Annotated in this window: 15 protein-coding genes and 2 pseudogenes; 11 read left to right on the top strand and 6 right to left on the bottom strand. The window is 40.9% G+C overall.

The features are described 5' to 3' along the window. Both ASU00_RS25325 and ASU00_RS26870 read right to left on the bottom strand, forming a co-directional pair. The coding region (locus ASU00_RS25325) for a hypothetical protein (RefSeq protein WP_161809695.1) at positions 1-262 on the bottom strand (262 nt) is incomplete at its 3' end. A 97-nt stretch (positions 263-359) separates the two neighbouring features. Continuing rightward, positions 360-437: pseudogene (locus ASU00_RS26870) on the bottom strand (CotG/ExsB N-terminal domain-containing protein); the annotation flags it as partial. Positions 438-588: 151 nt separating this feature from the next. On the opposite strand from ASU00_RS26870, the gene ASU00_RS05220 reads away from it, so the two are divergent. Further along, entirely contained in the window at positions 589-1,680 is a 1,092-nt protein-coding gene (locus ASU00_RS05220; RefSeq protein ID WP_057912385.1) for a CotH kinase family protein, read from the top strand. Positions 1,681-1,779: 99 nt separating this feature from the next. Continuing rightward, positions 1,780-2,733, top strand: a complete 954-nt coding sequence (locus tag ASU00_RS05215) for a TRM11 family SAM-dependent methyltransferase (RefSeq protein ID WP_057912384.1) — start codon at positions 1,780-1,782, stop codon at positions 2,731-2,733. Positions 2,734-2,784: 51 nt separating this feature from the next. Here ASU00_RS05215 and ASU00_RS05210 read toward each other — a convergent pair whose 3' ends face one another. Beyond that, entirely contained in the window at positions 2,785-3,750 is a 966-nt protein-coding gene (locus ASU00_RS05210) for an MBL fold metallo-hydrolase (protein ID WP_057912383.1), read from the bottom strand. A 223-nt stretch (positions 3,751-3,973) separates the two neighbouring features. Between ASU00_RS05210 and ASU00_RS05205 the strand changes: the two genes are divergently transcribed. Further along, on the top strand, positions 3,974-4,951 hold the full coding sequence (locus ASU00_RS05205) for a 2-hydroxyacid dehydrogenase (RefSeq protein WP_057912641.1): 978 nt from the start codon (positions 3,974-3,976) through the stop codon (positions 4,949-4,951). A gap of 220 nt (positions 4,952-5,171) precedes the next feature. Next, positions 5,172-6,395 (top strand): multidrug effflux MFS transporter, encoded by a 1,224-nt coding sequence (locus ASU00_RS05200; protein ID WP_057912640.1) that lies wholly within the window; start codon positions 5,172-5,174, stop codon positions 6,393-6,395. A gap of 51 nt (positions 6,396-6,446) precedes the next feature. Here ASU00_RS05200 and ASU00_RS05195 read toward each other — a convergent pair whose 3' ends face one another. After that, positions 6,447-7,232, bottom strand: coding sequence for an SDR family oxidoreductase (locus ASU00_RS05195; protein ID WP_057912382.1), 786 nt, complete (start codon positions 7,230-7,232; stop codon positions 6,447-6,449). 205 nt (positions 7,233-7,437) lie between these two features. Between ASU00_RS05195 and ASU00_RS05190 the strand changes: the two genes are divergently transcribed. The 3 genes and pseudogenes from ASU00_RS05190 to ASU00_RS05180 all read left to right on the top strand — a co-directional run bounded on the left by ASU00_RS05190 (position 7,438) and on the right by ASU00_RS05180 (position 9,911). Continuing rightward, a complete protein-coding gene (locus ASU00_RS05190; RefSeq protein ID WP_057912381.1) occupies positions 7,438-8,424 on the top strand; it encodes a Gfo/Idh/MocA family protein in 987 nt (328 codons plus the stop codon). A 108-nt stretch (positions 8,425-8,532) separates the two neighbouring features. Beyond that, positions 8,533-8,841: a hypothetical protein gene (locus ASU00_RS05185; RefSeq protein ID WP_057912380.1), complete on the top strand. Its 309-nt coding sequence runs from the start codon at positions 8,533-8,535 to the stop codon at positions 8,839-8,841. A 21-nt stretch (positions 8,842-8,862) separates the two neighbouring features. Further along, positions 8,863-9,911: pseudogene (locus ASU00_RS05180) on the top strand (NADH-dependent flavin oxidoreductase). Positions 9,912-10,100: 189 nt separating this feature from the next. Here the strand turns inward: ASU00_RS05180 and ASU00_RS05175 are convergent. Then, positions 10,101-10,739 (bottom strand): Crp/Fnr family transcriptional regulator, encoded by a 639-nt coding sequence (locus ASU00_RS05175; protein WP_057912379.1) that lies wholly within the window; start codon positions 10,737-10,739, stop codon positions 10,101-10,103. Positions 10,740-10,835: 96 nt separating this feature from the next. On the opposite strand from ASU00_RS05175, the gene ASU00_RS05170 reads away from it, so the two are divergent. Together ASU00_RS05170 and ASU00_RS05165 are read left to right on the top strand one after the other, a co-directional pair. Continuing rightward, positions 10,836-11,789, top strand: a complete 954-nt coding sequence (locus ASU00_RS05170) for a nucleoside hydrolase (RefSeq protein ID WP_057912378.1) — start codon at positions 10,836-10,838, stop codon at positions 11,787-11,789. Between the two features lie 144 nt (positions 11,790-11,933). Continuing rightward, positions 11,934-12,749 carry an MBL fold metallo-hydrolase gene (locus tag ASU00_RS05165; RefSeq protein WP_057912377.1) on the top strand — a complete coding sequence of 272 codons (816 nt, stop codon included), beginning with the start codon at positions 11,934-11,936 and terminating at the stop codon, positions 12,747-12,749. A 160-nt stretch (positions 12,750-12,909) separates the two neighbouring features. Here ASU00_RS05165 and ASU00_RS05160 read toward each other — a convergent pair whose 3' ends face one another. Further along, positions 12,910-13,920, bottom strand: coding sequence for a LacI family DNA-binding transcriptional regulator (locus tag ASU00_RS05160; RefSeq protein ID WP_152983685.1), 1,011 nt, complete (start codon positions 13,918-13,920; stop codon positions 12,910-12,912). A 333-nt stretch (positions 13,921-14,253) separates the two neighbouring features. Here ASU00_RS05160 and ASU00_RS05155 point away from each other — a divergent pair, with 333 nt between their 5' ends. Then, entirely contained in the window at positions 14,254-15,939 is a 1,686-nt protein-coding gene (locus ASU00_RS05155; RefSeq protein ID WP_057912376.1) for a sugar phosphorylase, read from the top strand. Positions 15,940-15,965: 26 nt separating this feature from the next. After that, complete coding sequence (locus ASU00_RS05150; RefSeq protein WP_057912638.1) at positions 15,966-17,255, top strand: ABC transporter substrate-binding protein; 1,290 nt, start codon at positions 15,966-15,968, stop codon at positions 17,253-17,255. Positions 17,256-17,377 lie beyond the last annotated feature (122 nt).

The raw sequence follows: 17,377 nt of genomic DNA, 5'->3' as shown, positions 1-17,377 counted from the left end.
TTTTGCGTGCCGCGGGTTGAGCTTCGTTTCCAGCAAGAACCTTTTTGCGTGCCGCGAGTTGAGCTTCGTTTCCAGCAAGAGCCTTTTTGCATGCCGCGAGTTGAGCTTCGTTTCCAGCAAGAACGTTTTTGCGTGCCGCGAGTTGAGCTTCGTTTCCAGCAAGAACGTTTTTGTGTTCCTCGAGTTGAGCTCCGTTTCCAGCAAGAACATCTTTGCGTGCCCCGTGCTGACCGCTTTCTGCTAGAGCGGCGTTTCGTCTCACAAGTCGACCGTTTCTTGCTTGAACAGCGCTTAGTGCTGCAAGTAGAACGTCTTTTTTTATTGTTTTTACATGAAGACCGCTTTTTTGAGCGTGGGTCATTGTACATGAAATCGCCTAATCCCATCGAATTGGCTCTATCAACAGCATTTTGTATATCGCGAATGAAGTCTGACATAGTAATAATCCCCCTTTCCATACGATAAACTATGCGGCTTGTACGTGATGTGCTAAAGATAATCGCAAAGCCTGTTAAAAAAAGTTATATTTTGGTGACGTCCTTCGCTTTATGTTCATATTTTAAAAGGAAAGTGAAAGGGAAGGGTTATATGAATGCTGACAAGAAGCTGCCTTTGTATCAGCTGTTTATTCCACCTGTTAATTTAATGGAGCTTCGCAGGGATATATGGTGCAATGATCCGCTGCCTGCAAAGTTAACCATTAACAAAAAGAAGCTGGATATTGATATTGTTTACCGTGGCTCGCATATCCGGGAGTTTCGGAAAAAGTCGTATCATGTAGTTTTTTATAAACCGCAAATATTTAAAGGCGCTAAAGAGATTCATTTGAATGCTGAATTTAACGATAAATCGTTATTGAGAAATAAATTATCGTTGGACTTTTTTGCCGATATTGGAACCTTGGCGCCTAAATCACAATTCGTACACCTGAATCTGAACGGGAAAGATGAGGGGATATATCTGGAATTGGAGTCCGTGGACGAATATTACTTGAAGCAAAGAAATCTTCCCGAAGGTTCCATTTTCTATGCAGTGGATGGGGACGCCAATTTTTCCTTAATGAGCGATTTGGATAAAGGAATCAAAAAATCATTGGAGATGGGCTATCAAAAAAAATGCGGGACGGCAATGGATGAATTATATTTACAAGAATTGCTCATCCAAATCAATACCATTTCAAGGGCAGATTTCGAAAAGGAAATCGTAAAATATATTGATGTGGAAAAGTACCTGCGCTGGCTGGCAGGCGTCATCCTCACGCAAAACTATGATGGATTCGTTCATAACTATGCCTTATATCGAAACGGTGATACGGGACTGTTTGAAATCATTCCATGGGATTATGATGCGACGTGGGGAAGGGATGTTAATGGGGAAGTGATGGAAGAGGATTATGTGGGCATCGAGGGATTTAATACATTGACTGCCAGAATCCTCGATATAAGAACATTTCGCCTTCGGTACCAAAACCTACTAAAAGAGATTATGGGCACCTTCTTTAACGTTGATCATATGAAGCCTATCATCATCGGGATGCATGAACAAATCAGCCCTTATGTACCGAAAGATCCATATATAAAAGATAATAAGCAGATTTTTGATAAAGAGCCTGATTTCATCCTGAAATTCATAGAAGAGCGGGCCCAATATGTTAAGGGCCAGTTATATAAATTGGATTGAACATTTCTTTTTCTTTAGATGTAGAGTTGCTTTTCTATACCATTACGGCTATGTTTGATAGAAAGATATAATCTAAAGAACATGAAGGATGGGAATGGATTGACTAATCATAGCCGGAAACCGGCCTCTATATATACGTTTACATGCACCCCTGACGAACGCTCGTTATCCAAAATGGAGATGCGCTCGTTTTTTGGCTTTGAAACTACTGGGAACATTTTGAAAAGTGATATTAAGATTGATCCGAGCAGAAGTCCTTTTATGAAAGGTCGGGTCGATGTCATGTTTGAGGGAGAGAGCATCTCCGAAATCGCCGAGCAAGCTAAGGATATTCATTTGCCGGATTCAACGTTCAAAGTGCTATTCATAAAAATCAATGATTTGAATGACGACGCAAAGATAGATTATGATGGACAGCGCGAAATTGAACGCGAGATCGGTTGGCACATCCAGGGGGAGGCTGATGTACGCAATCCTGATCAGGTCTTTGGAGTCGTGACCCTTGGCGGACGTTGGTATTTCGGGGAGTATGTCAAGCCTGATGCAGTTTGGTTACATCATTTGAAGAAGCCGCGAGAGTATTCAACAGCCCTTAGTACTCGGGTGGCGAGAGCGATTGCGAACATAGCCGTCCCTCATCCTGAAGGAGTGAAGGCGATTGATCCATGCTGCGGAATTGGAACGGTACTGGTAGAAGCGCTATCCATGGGAATAAATATTGTCGGACGAGATATCAATCCACTCGTTACGGATGGCTCGAGGGAGAACATTGCCTATTTTGGACTCAAAGGCGATGTAACGACAGGTCCGATTTCAGAGGTCACCAGTAACTATGATGTAGCGATCATCGATATGCCCTACAATTTATATACGCATGCGACACCGGAGGATCAACTCTCGATCCTTAAGCATGCAAGACGTTTCGCAGACAAGGTCGTTGTCGTAACGATTGATACGATGGATGAGATGATTTATGAAGCAGGGTTTGAAATTGCCGACCGATGTGTAGCGAGAAAAGGAGTTTTCTCGAGACAGGTTGTAGTGTGTGTGTGAGTGTCGAAAAAGAAGGCTGAATTCCTTAATGGATTTCAGCCTTTTTAATGCTTACAACGTATGATAATGAACCACTTTTCCGCTGAGTTTCTTCTTGATTTTCCCCTGATGTTCCAAGTAATCCAAATGGCCGATGATTTCTGACATGACAAGCGGGAACTGAGAGACATACTTTTGTCTGTAGAATGCCTTTGCCAGCCCATTTCCTGTAGATATCCCGCTTTCTATCATGCTAAAGATTTTCTCTGATTTCCTCTCGATGCCATGGAGCCTTTTTTCAATCAAAGAACATGGCTGTTCAATGATGTTCCCGTGACCAGGCAGGAGGAGATCAACCTGTAACGCCAAACATCGCTTCAAAGAGCCGATATGATCGACAAGCGTCAGCATTCTATTGCCGTTATCATCAGGTTCAATCAAAGCGTTACTTGAAATATGCTCAATCAATAAATCACCGGAAAGCAGCCGCTTTCCTTTTTGGTCCAAAAAGGCGATTTGGTCCGGGGCATGCCCGGGAAATTCGATCACTTCAAAGTCAAACAAGTGTTTTTCCGTGATTTCGATGATGTCGCCATTCAGCTTTTGATCCTTATTATGATCGACCGCGTTGAATAGGTAAGCGACCTGTTTATCGCCAAGTTCACCACAGCCCATCTCCAAATAAAGCTGTTTATAAAATTCTATTCGCATTTTCAAGAAATCAGGATCCCGCTTTAGACGAGGAACGGCTTTAGGATGGGCATAAATGGGAACCGGATGGAGTGCAGTGATCCGATTGACCAAGCCAACATGATCTCCATGATGGTGGGTCAACCAAATATCCGTGATATTCCCAATGCTCAAACCATTTTCCTTCAATGTTTGCTGCAATGCATTCCAACAAACATCATCATCCATGCCTGCATCGATTAATATTAAAGCATCTTCCTTTTTCACTAAGTAAAAGTTTATGCTTTTTAAAGAAAAAGCACTTGGAGCGATGATTGGATAAATTTTAAAATCTGCATTCGTTTTCATGAACGTCCCGGATCCTCCTAAATCAAGATAAACCATGTCGGAAAACTAGCTAAATGACGAAATATTGAGACTTTGTTATTCTATGATTAAATGATTGAAAGGAAACTGTCAAGAGGAAGCTCCCATAATGGAGACAATGAATGGTTTATTCATCACGTATGATTTAAAATTGGATAAACACGCCAATATGATGCGTATGAATAAACCGATAGGAGGTTATCAAGTGAGGCCGAAAATCTATATTACAAGGAAATTGCCAGAGCAAATCATCGGAGATTTAAGAGGGGATTATGATATCAGGATGTGGGACGAAGAGGAGATACCGGTCCCGTTGGATGTCCTTGAAGAGGAAATGAAAGAAGCTGATGGGCTGCTTTGTTTGTTGACGGAACAAATTGATGAGTCACTGATTGAGCGGGCGGTTAATTTGAAAATCATTGCCAATATGGCTGTGGGCCATAATAACATTGATGTTCACAGTGCCACGAAACGAGGCATCATGGTAACGAACACACCTGGGGTATTGACGGAAACGACAGCTGATTTAACCTTTGGCTTGCTGCTGGCAACGGCCAGAAGGATGATGGAGGCGGAGGATTATTTAAAAAGCGGAAAATGGAAAACTTGGTCGCCCATGCAGCTGACAGGGCAAGATGTACATGGGGCAACGCTTGGGATCATCGGCTTAGGAAGGATAGGAGAAGCACTTGCTAAAAGAGCAAAGGGCTTTGATATGAACTTGGTTTATTTTAATCGAAGCCGTAAATATGAACAGGAAAAGGAATTAGGCATCGACTATTTATCCCTTGAAAAACTGCTTCAAGTGTCGGATTTTGTTTGTGTCATGCTCCCGCTTACTCCGGAGACCGCTTCTATGATTGGCATGAAGCAGTTGAAATTAATGAAGGAGACGGCTGTGCTCATAAATACGGCACGAGGCGGGATCATCGATGAAAAGGCATTATATGAAGCCTTGAAGAATCGTGTAATATGGGCGGCAGGGTTGGATGTATTTGAAGAGGAGCCTGTTCCTGTCGATCACCCGTTGCTTACATTACCCAATGTGGTTACATTACCTCATATCGGGAGTGCCAGCATTGCCACAAGGTTGAAGATGGCAACCGTTGCTGTGCAAAACTTGAAGGAGGGATTGGCGGGAGAACCCCCCCGTAATTTAGTATTGCTGAATAAAGAAAAATGACCGAAAGAAGCGAAGGTGGCAGTAAAAGTGCTGCGGCTTGTTAAATATTGCAATGGAGTCTTGAAGCATAAACGCAGATTGATAGGAAAGCATATTAGGCGGATTTCAAATCAATGGAGGCAAACTTATCGAAAATTGTTCCGATCTTTTGTAAGATGAAGAAAGTCGAGTTTTTTAGAAAGATAATTAGTTGAAAAGGATAGGGGCAATAATGATTGAAATGAAAGAAACGATATTATCAGGTAACGAAATGACTAAGTCCAAAAGGCTGCTTTTGGCTCTTATGCTTGGGTGTTTTGCAGCAATTGGGCCGTTGTCGCTGGATATGTATTTACCCGGTCTCCCTACACTGGCGGAGGATCTGAAAAGCAGTACGTCGCTGGCACAGTTAAGTTTGACTGCCTGCTTGTTAGGATTGGCACTAGGGCAAATTTATTTGGGACCGCTAAGCGATGCGAAAGGAAGACGTGTACCGTTAATACTATCTTTATCGGTTTATGGTCTTTCATCATTGTTATGTGCTTTTGCACCAACCATAGAATTGCTTTTATTATTACGGTTCATCCAAGGAATTGCAGGAGCGGGAGGCATTGTCATTTCAAGGGCCATCGTCCGTGATTTATTTTCAGGAACGGATTTGACCAAATTCTTTTCCATGCTAATGCTGGTGAATGGAGCGGCCCCGATTTTGGCTCCGGTTTTTGGCGGGCAGCTTTTACAGTTCACCTCTTGGCGAGGAGTTTTCATCGTCATTACGATATTAGGGGGCCTGATGATAGCGGCAGCCTTTTTCGGCATAAAAGAAACGTTACCGCCTAATCTAAGGAGTGCTGGTGGGGTAAACGACACAATCAGGACTTTTGGAAAATTAGTGGGTGACCGTGTATTTATGGGCTATGCCTTTTCTCAAGGCTTCATAAGTGCTGCCATGTTCGCATATATTTCCGGTTCGCCCTTTGTGCTTCAGAATATTTATGGCGTTTCCCCACAGACATTCAGCTTGATTTTTGCAATGAATGGAGTCGGGATCATTATCACTTCCCAAGTGGCCGGAAAGCTTGCAGGGAGGGTGAAAGAAGAAAAATTGCTTCAAATCGGATTATCTCTTGCTCTGTTTGGCGGGGTTTTCCTAATTACCTCAGTCTTTTTTGAGTTCGGGTTAGCAGGAATAGTACTTGCTTTGTTCGTCTCGGTTTCAAGCGTCGGCATTGTCGGTACGACTAGTTTTTCGCTAGCGATGCAAAATCAGAAAAAAACGGCAGGCAGTGCATCGGCCTTGATTGGACTGCTGCCTTTCATACTAGGGTCACTCATGGCCCCGTTGGTAGGCTTGGGTTCAGGAGATTCACCCCTGCCGATGGGCATTGTGATGGTGAGCTGTCATATCATTGCCATGCTCGCATACTTTATGCTTGCACGTCGCGGTTTAAGTCAAGGTGCTTAAAAAGGAAAAAGCTGAAGTCCCATGATGGGATTTCAGCTTTTTTCGTTAACATTATAATAGAGATTCAGCTCCATCGATATAAACTTCCGTGCCGGTGACGTGGGATGACATGTCCGAAGCTAAAAACAATACGAGATCTCCAGCTTGTTCAGTGGTTCCGGCCTTATTGGCTAAAGGCTGTGAGCCCTGAGGATACTCGATAGGAATCCTGATTTTTTCTAAATTTTCATCTTCAGTGAACGTATTGTCGTGGATATTCGTATCGATTGAGCCGGGACAAATGGTATTGACCCTGATTTTGTATTTTGCCAATTCGAGCGCAGCCATTTTCCCAAACGCGACCTGCCCCGCTTTCGAGGAGCTATAGGCGGAAAATCCAAAGTTCTTGAAAAATCGGTTTCCATTGATAGAACTGTTGATGACGATGCTGCCCCCTGTTTCCTTCATGTATGGGATGGCATATTTGATGGTGAGAAAGGTACCTTTAAGGTTGATGGTATGTGTCTGATCCCAATCTTCTGGCTTGATGTCTTCTATTGGTGCAATCACTCCGTTGATGCCTGCGTTGGCGAATACAAAATCAATTTTCCCAAAATGTTCATAAGCCTTCTTATAGGCTTGTTCAACTTGCTCAGGCCGTGATACATCAGTTTTAATGATTAAAGCTTCACGGCCGAGGTTTTCCACCTCTTCCTTCACCTTTTCAGCTTTTTCCACAGTGCGATCAAAAAAGATGATGTTCGCGCCGTTTTCAGCAAGTTTGAGTGCTGCTCCCCGGCCAATTCCCGATCCTCCGCCAGTAATGATGGCAACTTTATTTTTCATTAAATCTGTCATAAACTTCACACGCTCCTTTTTAGTTTTCATTCCCGTTCAGTGAGTATGTAGAAACATCCTGGCAGTGATCATATAGGAAAATTATAAACGAATATTACCTGAAAAATCCAATTTTAACCGCCGGCCGTGTTCATATTACTTTGTTTTTTAGTTAATTGTCGGTATATTGAATACATGATAAGTTGTTTTGAAAGGGGATAGATTGTTGATACGTTTAGGGGTAATAGGAACAAATTGGATCACGGAACGCTTTTTGGAGGCCGTGAACGAAGTTGAGGATTTAGCATTAACCGCCGTGTATTCACGAACTGCAGAGAAGGCTAGCGAATTTGCCGGTAAATACGAAGTACATAGGACCTTTACAAATTTGGAGGAAATGGCTTCAAGCGATGAGATCGACGCTGTTTATATAGCGAGCCCTAACTCTCATCATTGCAGGCAAGCTGTGTTATTTTTAAAAAATAAAAAACATGTAATATGTGAAAAACCAATGGCCTCAAATGCGGCCGAGGTGAAGGAAATGATTGAGGCAGCTCAACAAAATGGTGTGCTCTTGATGGAAGCTATGAAATCAACGATCATGCCGAATTTCCGAAGCGTGCAGGAAAACCTCGGGAAAATCGGCGAAGTCCGCCGTTTTACTGCAAGCTTTTGTCAATATTCATCGCGCTATGATGCCTATAAACAGGGTACAGTGCTGAATGCCTTCAATCCGGAATTTTCAAGTGGTTCTCTTATGGATATAGGTATTTACGTCATATATCCACTTGTTGCACTATTTGGTAAACCAAACAAAGTGCAGGCATCGGGAACAATGCTAGATTCAGGAGTGGACGGGCAGGGATCGATTTTGCTTTCTTACGATGATATGGAGGCAGTTGTTACGTTCTCAAAGATCACCCAATCGGATCAGCCGACTGAAATTCAGGGCGAACTAGGGAGCATGCTCATTCAGAAAATTTCAGGACCGCAAGCGGTGGATATCCAATATAGGGATGGTACGGTTGAAAACATTTCGGTAAAACAGGATATGCATTCCATGTACTATGAAGCGAAGGAATTTGTTGAATTGATACAGCAGGGAAAATTGGAGTCCGATATAAATACATTCTCCAATTCTCTTACGACGATCGAAATCATGGATGAAGCAAGACGTCAGATCGGTGTTGTCTTTCCTGCAGACCGATTATAAGCACATATCGGAACCGGCTTAAGGAAGAAGGGTATAAATGGATGTTACTGAACATCTTAAGTTGGGTAAAAGGAGTACAGTGATCATTTTAATGCTGGAGGAATGGACATGAAATGCAAAATCAATCGCAATGCAGCAAAAGTTCTACATAGCATGCTGAACACGGAAGAAGCCGAAGGAAAAATGATCCGCGTGTATATTACCCATATGCATGGCGATCATGCTCATTATGAGATGAAGTTGGATACACCTTCAGAGCATGACGAAATCGTCAAATCAGATAAAGGTATTGATATTTTACTGGACTCACGTGAGGATTTCCTCGATGGTGTCTGGATCAAATATTTTTATGTACCTGAAGAAGGCTTTGAAATTACGAACCCATCAAAAGACCCGCACGGAAATCATCACCATTGAAAATAGAGGGGGAGTATTGGCATGAATCAAAAATACGAAAAGATCTTTCAACCATATAAATTTTCATCAGGGGTAGAAGTGAAAAACCGTATCTTGATGGCTCCGATGACCACTTATTCTTCAGATGATCATGGGGTAGTAACCGATTCTGAACTGGCTTATTACGCCGATCGATCTGCAGGTGTAGGTGCGGTGATTACGGCGTGTGCCTATGTAACTGCCGGCGGCAAAGGCTTTCCAGGTCAATTAAGCGCAGCTGACGATTCTTATATTCCATCTTTAAGAAAATTGGCGGAAACGATTCAATCTTACGGGTCAAAAGCCATTTTGCAAATTTATCATGGCGGTCGTCAAAGCCCTCCTGAATTACTGCCGGATAACCAGCCGGTTTCTGCCAGTCCCGTTGCTTACAAAGCGGATGCACCTATACCGCGGGGTTTGATGGTGTGGAAATCCATGGTGCCAATACATATTTGCTCCAACAGTTCTTCTCGCCACACTCGAACCGCCGTACCGATAAATGGGGCGGGACACTCGGAAAACGATTGATTTTTCCGCTCACTGTTGTGAATGAGGTCGAGAAAGCAGTTGCTGAGCATGCAAATAAGCCCTTTATGATCGGCTACCGCTTATCTCCGGAAGAAGGCAGCAATCCAGGCATCACCTTGGATGATACGCTCCAGTTTGTTGATAGATTGGCGAACCAAAACCTTGACTATCTACATATCTCGGTAAGTGACTTCTGGAATGGCTCCTTCCGTGAAAGTGATAGGACAAAGTCACGAATCGTTAAAATTTACGACAAAGTGGGTAATCGGATTCCGGTCGTCGGAGTCGGGGCCCTGCACACTCCCGATGAAGTTGCAGAAGCGCTGGAAACGGGTGTGCCATTTATCGCCCTTGGCCGAGAACTTTTGATGGAACCGCATTGGATTGAAAAAATCAGGACAGGAAAAGAAATGGAAATCCGGACGACGCTTTCCAAGAAAGATCAAGATGAACTGGTCATTCCGGATCCGCTTTGGAAAAAGCTAATTGGGGTTAAAGGTTGGCTCCCGGTCGTGGATTGAATGTGAAGCTCAAGAATGAAAAGCCTACCTTCTTTTAATGGGGGAGCGGACATTTTTTATACAAAAGGTTTCGGAAGGGTCTCTCCTTCCGAAACTTTTTTTTGTTGGATTTGTTGGGCAGCATGACTGACACATGAAAAGGTAGGAGGGAAGAATATGAAACGAAGACTTTATAAAAGGATAGTAATTTTAACTTAGTATAAAATCTCCAAGGTATTTCTCTATCTCATCAATAGAATGTATAGAGAATTTTTTATCTTTGTAACTAATGATGCCTTCATCTATGCACTGAGCTATTGACCGATTTAAACTTCTGAGTGGTGCACACACCTCACTTGTCAAAATTTGCTTTGTAAGTTGATCTAAATCACCAATTTTATAATGATTATGTATACTTAATAAGATTCGATCTTTAACCGTTAGAAATGATAACTTTGTCGCAGTATCTGAACTTAAAATTAATTTTGAAGCAAGTTGTTTAATGATGTAAAAATTAAAATTAAAATCGATTTTCATCCATTCAAAAACCTTGGTTTTATGAATGGCTATCGTTTCACAATTTTCTTTTGCAATAACACCGAGTGTTTTTATTTTTTCATTGAAAATTTCTATCTCCCCAAAACAACTGTACGAGTCATAAATATATAAAGAAAGCATCGTTCCCTCATAGCTTTGTCTATACACTTCTGCGATACCGGTAGTTAAAATATAAAGATAATTATTTTGTTCATGTGGATGAATGATCAGGTTACCTTTCTTATGTTTTTTATAAATGAAATCTTTCTTAATATGCACTGGTGCGTCATTCACAATATCTTTAAAATACATATTTTCACCTGCTTGTTCCTTTTTGGTCAATTGACCTATTTTTATAATAATCAACAATTTATACTGAGTTCAATTCTACAAATTGGGGGAATTAAAATGAGAAAAATAATTATTGATACGGACACAGGAAGTGATGATGCTGTAGCGTTAATGATGGCACTAAAATCACCGGAAGTTGATGTTCTTGCTATTACGACTGTTTGTGGGAACGTACCTCTGGAACTTGCGACTAAAAATGCTTTAATGACTATAGAAGTAACAAATGCTCAAAAGCCACCTATCTATGTAGGCGCAGCTAAACCATTAATGAGAAATCTAGTGAGAGCAGTTAATGTACATGGCGAGGATGGTATGGGAGATGGTAACTTAATTCAGCCTACCATTAACCCTGAACCTGGACATGCAGTTGACATGATCTTAGACTTAGTAGAAAAAAATCCAGAAGAAATAGAAATTGTTACTATTGGTCCTGTTACAAATATAGCACTTGCCATATTAAAAGCGCCAGAAACCATGAAGAAGGTTAAGCGTATTCATTCAATGGGTACTGCTGGATTTGGCCCCGGAAACACTACACCTGTAGCTGAATTTAATGTATATGTAGATGCAGAAGCATATAGCATCATGATGAAATCCGGAGTTCCAATTAGCATTATCGGCTTTGATATTTGCTTGGGAGAAGCCGCTTGGAATAGAGAGGATATGGAAACATTAACGGCGAGCCAAAAGAAAGAAGCCGTGTTTGCTGTTCAATGTAATCGTTCTCTCCTAGCATACAACCTACAAGGAAGTGGAGGGCACTTTGTTGATTTGCCTGATGCAGTGGCAATGGGTGTTGTATTATGGGATGATATCGTTCTTGAAGACATGATATGTTACTGTTACGTGTGTACTACAGAAGAAGCGACGTATGGACAAGTTATCATAAATGATGGTAGTAAATTGTCTATCTCAGATGGGTTTGGTGGCAATCCTCCTAATGCAACTGTCTGTAAGACCATTGACAATCAGTTATTCAAGAAACGGTTATTAGAAATATTGGTTAGATAATATTACGGGGTGTTTAGCTGTAATCTTTCAATTTCGGATAAAGCTTATACAGATCCCAAAATTGGATTACTTACGATCAAACTATAGCAATTTAAAGTTGACTTAAGGTACAGAAAGATACTTTATCTAATGAGGAGGGTAATTATGATACAATTCAAGAAAAATAATTTAACTGTTTATCAAAGTTCCTTATGGAAAACTACTAGTAATGTGTTTGAAGCCGATGAGTTTATACTAATAACAGATCCGACATGGCTACCACATGAAATAAATGAAATTAAATCAGATGTAGAACAAATCCGAAATGGAAGAGAACTATATTTGTTATTTACGCATGGTGATTTTGACCATATTATTGGATATGGAGCATTTCCAGATGCAAAAGTAATAGGAAGCATAGGGATGTTGGACCATCCCAATAAGCAATACAAACTTGATTTAATTAATAACTTTGATAATGAATATTACATCGATAGACCGTATCCAATCGAATTTCCAACTATTGATATAGTCATTAAAGAAGATGGACAGCAACTTGAAATAGGGAATACATTAATTACTTTTTATCTTTCACCTGGTCATACTCATGATGGATTATTTGCAATAATTGAACCACAAGGCATATGGATTACTGGAGACTATTTATCTGAATTTGAGTTACCTTATCTGTTTGATGGTGCTAACGCCTATATAAACACCCTATTGAAGGCAGAAAAAATCTTAAAGAACCATGTTATTAGTGTGCTTGTACCTGGACATGGACAATCGACAGAAAATAAAGATGAAATGAATAGAAGGATAGAGTTAGCTCGGGAATATATAAACCGACTCATTGAATCTGTAAAAAATAGTGATAGTCAATCAATTGACCAACTAGGGAAAGAAATGAGTTACCAATCAGCTTTTACTAAAGAGTGCCATGAGAAAAATATTGAAATAATACGAAATGAACTAGAGTAAACGGAACGATTTTAGATAAGCCATAAAAAAATGTAGACAAGCTCGGTTTTCATCGATTTCTCAGGCAAAAGACCGTCCCCCAATTAAGGAGGACGGTCTTTTGGATGTCATTATAATGCCTTGCATTCCTTGCAAAGGTTCGTCCTGGAAACTCCATCATTCAAATCTCGGCTACGGAATTTTGGATGATGGTTTCGGTTGGAATAATCGAATGCGGCAACGGATTTGGATCGTTTTGTATCTTTGCAAAAAGAATTTGTGTTGCAACATCGCCTAATTTCCTCACGGGAATTTCTTTACAAGTCAAAGATGGCGAAAGGAACGGGTGTAAATTCGAATTGCTGTACCCTACAATGGATAGGTCTTTTGGAATTGAAATTCCATTTTCCGCTGCCATCTTGTAGATACTCATCACTTTAAGATCATCCGTGGCAAAAATGGCCGTTGGCCGATTATTTCCGAGCATTTTTTCGACTGACTGGTGAGCGGCATCAATGGTATAGCCACTATTTGCAACCCATTCATCCTTTAGTGGGAGGCCATTTGCTTTCATACATGAAATATATCCTTCCAAGCGATCGATGGATACATGATAATCCAGTGGAGAATGCAAGCAGGCAATATCGTGATGTCCATTATCAATCAAGTATTGCGTCAAATCATAGCTGTCACTGTAGTTATTCGTGTCTACAGAAAAAACATTTTTATAATCTCCCTCAACCTTACCAATGACTACTATAGGGATATTAAATGGATCTATCTGTTGGAAAAAGTTCTCATTTGCTGGAGAACTTAGCATAATGATCCCTTTTATGAATTTTTCATTTATTTTCCTGATGCATTTTTGAAGTTCGTCCTGGCTGTTTTTCGAAGTCTGTAAAATTACATCGAAGTTTTTGTCTTCGGCATTGGTTGATATGGCATGGATAATTTCAGAGAAAAATGGATTATTGGCGGTAGTCTTGGTGGAACGAGATAGTACCATGATGGCATCAAATCCTGCGGAAAGGCCCCTGGCTAATTTGCTTGGATGGTAGTTCAGTTGTTCAATTGCTTTTAAGACGCGTTCACGCGATTCTTCTGAAATGTTGCTTTGATTGTTGAGAACGCGTGACACGGTGGATTTTGAAACCATTGCAACACGGGCGATATCGTAGATAGTGTGTCCCACTATTGTTCTCCCCTTCCTGGTAAGGTTTTGTATGATCTTTTCTTTTGGATTTTAAAGGTTCATAGTGAATTTGGGTGATATATGTAAAAGATAGCGGTTTCATAGGGTAAATTATATGGGCGAAATGTGATGCTGGCAATAGAAATTTTAAAACTGGAGAGCTAGCAGGCAGAGAAAGTTCATTTTCGCACATATAAGTAAATTGTAAATAAAGCAAAAATTCATTGTTTGGTTTTCGTTGACAGAAAGCGCTTACTGTATTATATTTTGTTTGTGGGAGCGGTACCACAAACAAAATTAATTTATGGAAACGGTTCCAAGGAGGAGGCGTATATGAAATATATAAAACAAAGACTGACTGCCATATATGGGGAAACTGATGCTCAAAAGATATGGACTAGTTTGAAAGAGAAGCTTCTAAAAGCAAAACAAACACATACTAAAGAACGAAAACAAAGATGGGATGAAAAAGATCTTGTATTAATTACCTATTCGGATCAATTTCAGGAAGAAGGAAAGCCTGCACTGGCGACTTTTGAGAAGGTATTTGACCGTTATTTGGCAGACAATTTCGAAATTGTCCATCTTCTACCCTTTTACCCTTATTCATCAGACGATGGTTTTTCGGTCATCGATTATAAGAAGGTCAATCCAATAGCAGGAGATTGGGAAGATGTAGAAAAACTATCCAAGAAAACTAGAATCATGTTTGATTATGTGTGCAATCATATTTCGGCACAAAGTGATTGGTTTAAAGAATACATAAAAGGCAGCCCCGAGTATGCTGACTTTTTTACAGAGATGGAACCTGACACAGATTTGAGTGCAGTAACGAGACCAAGATCCACTCCAGTTCTCACCAAGTTTAAAATGGAGGATGGTTCAGAAAGATATATTTGGACGACGTTCAGTGAAGACCAAATTGATTTGAACTTCAAAAATCCGAATGTCTTATTGAAAATGATCGATGTCCTACTATTTTATATTGAACACGGTGCGGAATACATCCGGCTCGATGCGGTAGGATTCATGTGGAAAGAAATTGGAACTACATGTATCCATTTGGAAAAAACACACCAAATCATCAAACTATTCCGTGATATCGTTGAGGAAGTGGCGAAAGGGACAGTAATCATCACGGAAACAAATGTACCTCATAAGGATAATATTTCATATTTCGGCAATGGAAGCGATGAAGCACATATGGTTTATCAATTTCCCCTACCTCCGCTTGTGCTATATACGATCAACCGCGGTGATGGGAGCGCTCTTACGAACTGGGCAAGGAATCTTCAGCCAGCAGGCGATGAGACAACCTTCTTTAATTTCCTTGCTTCCCACGACGGCATTGGCTTGAATCCGATTCGCGGCATCATCCCGGAAGAAGAAATTCTTGCTCTTGTATCTGATCTAAAAGAAGAGGGGGCAAAGGTGAACTATAAGAAAAATCCGGATAACACACAAAGTCCATATGAGGTAAATGTGACTTACTTGGACGCGTTGAATAAACGTGCGGATGATGATGACCTAAGGATGAAACGCTTCTTATCGGCACATTCCATTTTACTATCACTTCAGGGAGTGCCGGCGATATACATCCAAAGTATATTAGGGTCCCGAAATGATTATGATGGTGTTGTCAAAACAGGAATGAACCGTTCCATTAATCGTCAAAAGTATGGTTTGGATGAAATTGAAACGGAGCTGACAAAACCTGGCACGCTGCGAAGCAAGATATATCGGGAATTAACGAACATCATTCAAACAAGAAAAGCGGAAGCGTTATTTCATCCAGATGTCCCTATGGAAGTTTTGGATAAAGGAGAAAAAATATTTGCCCTTAAAAGAGGCTATGACTCCCAAAATAGTCTTACCATTATTCATAATATTGCGAACGAACAGGTTGATTTTCAATTTTCGGGTGAATTTGTCAATATAATCACTGGGGAAGAAATGACTTTCGTCGATACTATAACACTAGATCCCTATCAATTCCTTTGGTTGAAATCAATTAACTAGGAGGTAAAACTGTGAAATTCAAAATCATGAGTGTAGCATTGATCTTCCTTTTATGCATGACTTTATCAGCTTGCAGCGGTGGAAACAACAAAGCAGGAGCAGATGAGAATGTAACGATCGAGTTTATGCATTCCTCCGTTGAACAGGAGCGGCTTGCGGTGATCAACAAGCTGGTCGATAAATTCGAAAAGGAAAACCCGAACATAAAAATCAAGCAAATTCCAGTTCAAGAAGATTCATATAATACAAAAATCATCACGTTAGCAAGCGCCGGAAAACTCCCTGCAGTCCTTGAAGTTGGACAGGATTATGCAAAAGTAATGGATAAAGAACAGCTCATCGATAAAGAAGCCGTTACCAAAACACTTGATGAAGCGGGTAAAGCGGACTTCTATGAAGGTGCTTTAAAACTAATGACACCAGAAGATGGAAACGGTTATACCGGTATTCCGATAAGTGGCTGGGTACAAGGAATATGGTTCAATAAAGAAATGCTGGCCTCCAAAGGTTTTGACGAGCCGAAAACCTGGGATGATGTACTGAAGGTCGCAAAGGCATTTACGGACAGCGGCAGTAAAAAGTACGGCATCGGCTTGCCAACCGTTGAAGGAGGATTCTCGGAGCAAGCATTCTCTCAATTTGCACTATCGAACAATGCGAATGTACTTGATGGCAAAGGAAAGCTGGATATGAATAAAAAGGCGATGAAAGAAGCACTAACCTATTATAAAGAACTCGCCAAATATACGATGCCAGGTTCAAATGATACCACTGAGGTTAAAGATGCATTCATGAATGGAACGACGCCAATGGCTGTATATTCTACTTATATCCTGCCTTCGGTACATGCAGAAGGTGATGCGGACAATATCGGTTTTGCGATTCCGCAACAAAAAACAAAAGCAGTGTACGGTACGGTCTCGGCAATCACCATTTCCTCTGGTTTGGAAGATGCACAAAAACAAGCGGCAGAAAAATTCACGGCGTTTTTGTCCGAGCCGGAAAATATGACAGATTGGGTATTGATGTCACCAGGCGGTGCGCAGCCAGTCAATAAAGCGGTAACAGAAAACGCTGTCTATCAACAAAATGAAGTGGTGAAATCCTTCGGGGATTTATCGACGGAAATTGCCACATCATTTAACGACATCCAAGTGTTTGGACTCGTCGGCGAGAAAAACTACGTGAAAATGGGTGATATAACGAGCTCAGGCGCTATATCTAAATTAGTGAATGATATTACGGTTGGCGGAAAAAGCGTCGATAGTGAACTTAAAACCGCTGAAAAGAAAATCAAGGACGTCTTAAGCAAATAAGATTCAAGGAAAGGCATTAACATAACGCAGGCCCCTCTATTTTAATAAATATGTCCAAGGCCGAGATAAAGGTTCATTGGGTCTTGGACATCTCATAGGGGAAAAACGGTATGTATTCAGGG

The organism is Peribacillus muralis, from assembly GCF_001439925.1.
In the GTDB taxonomy this organism is placed as follows: Bacteria; Bacillota; Bacilli; order Bacillales; family DSM-1321; genus Peribacillus; species Peribacillus muralis.
This window is presented reverse-complemented; position numbering and strand designations above follow the sequence as displayed.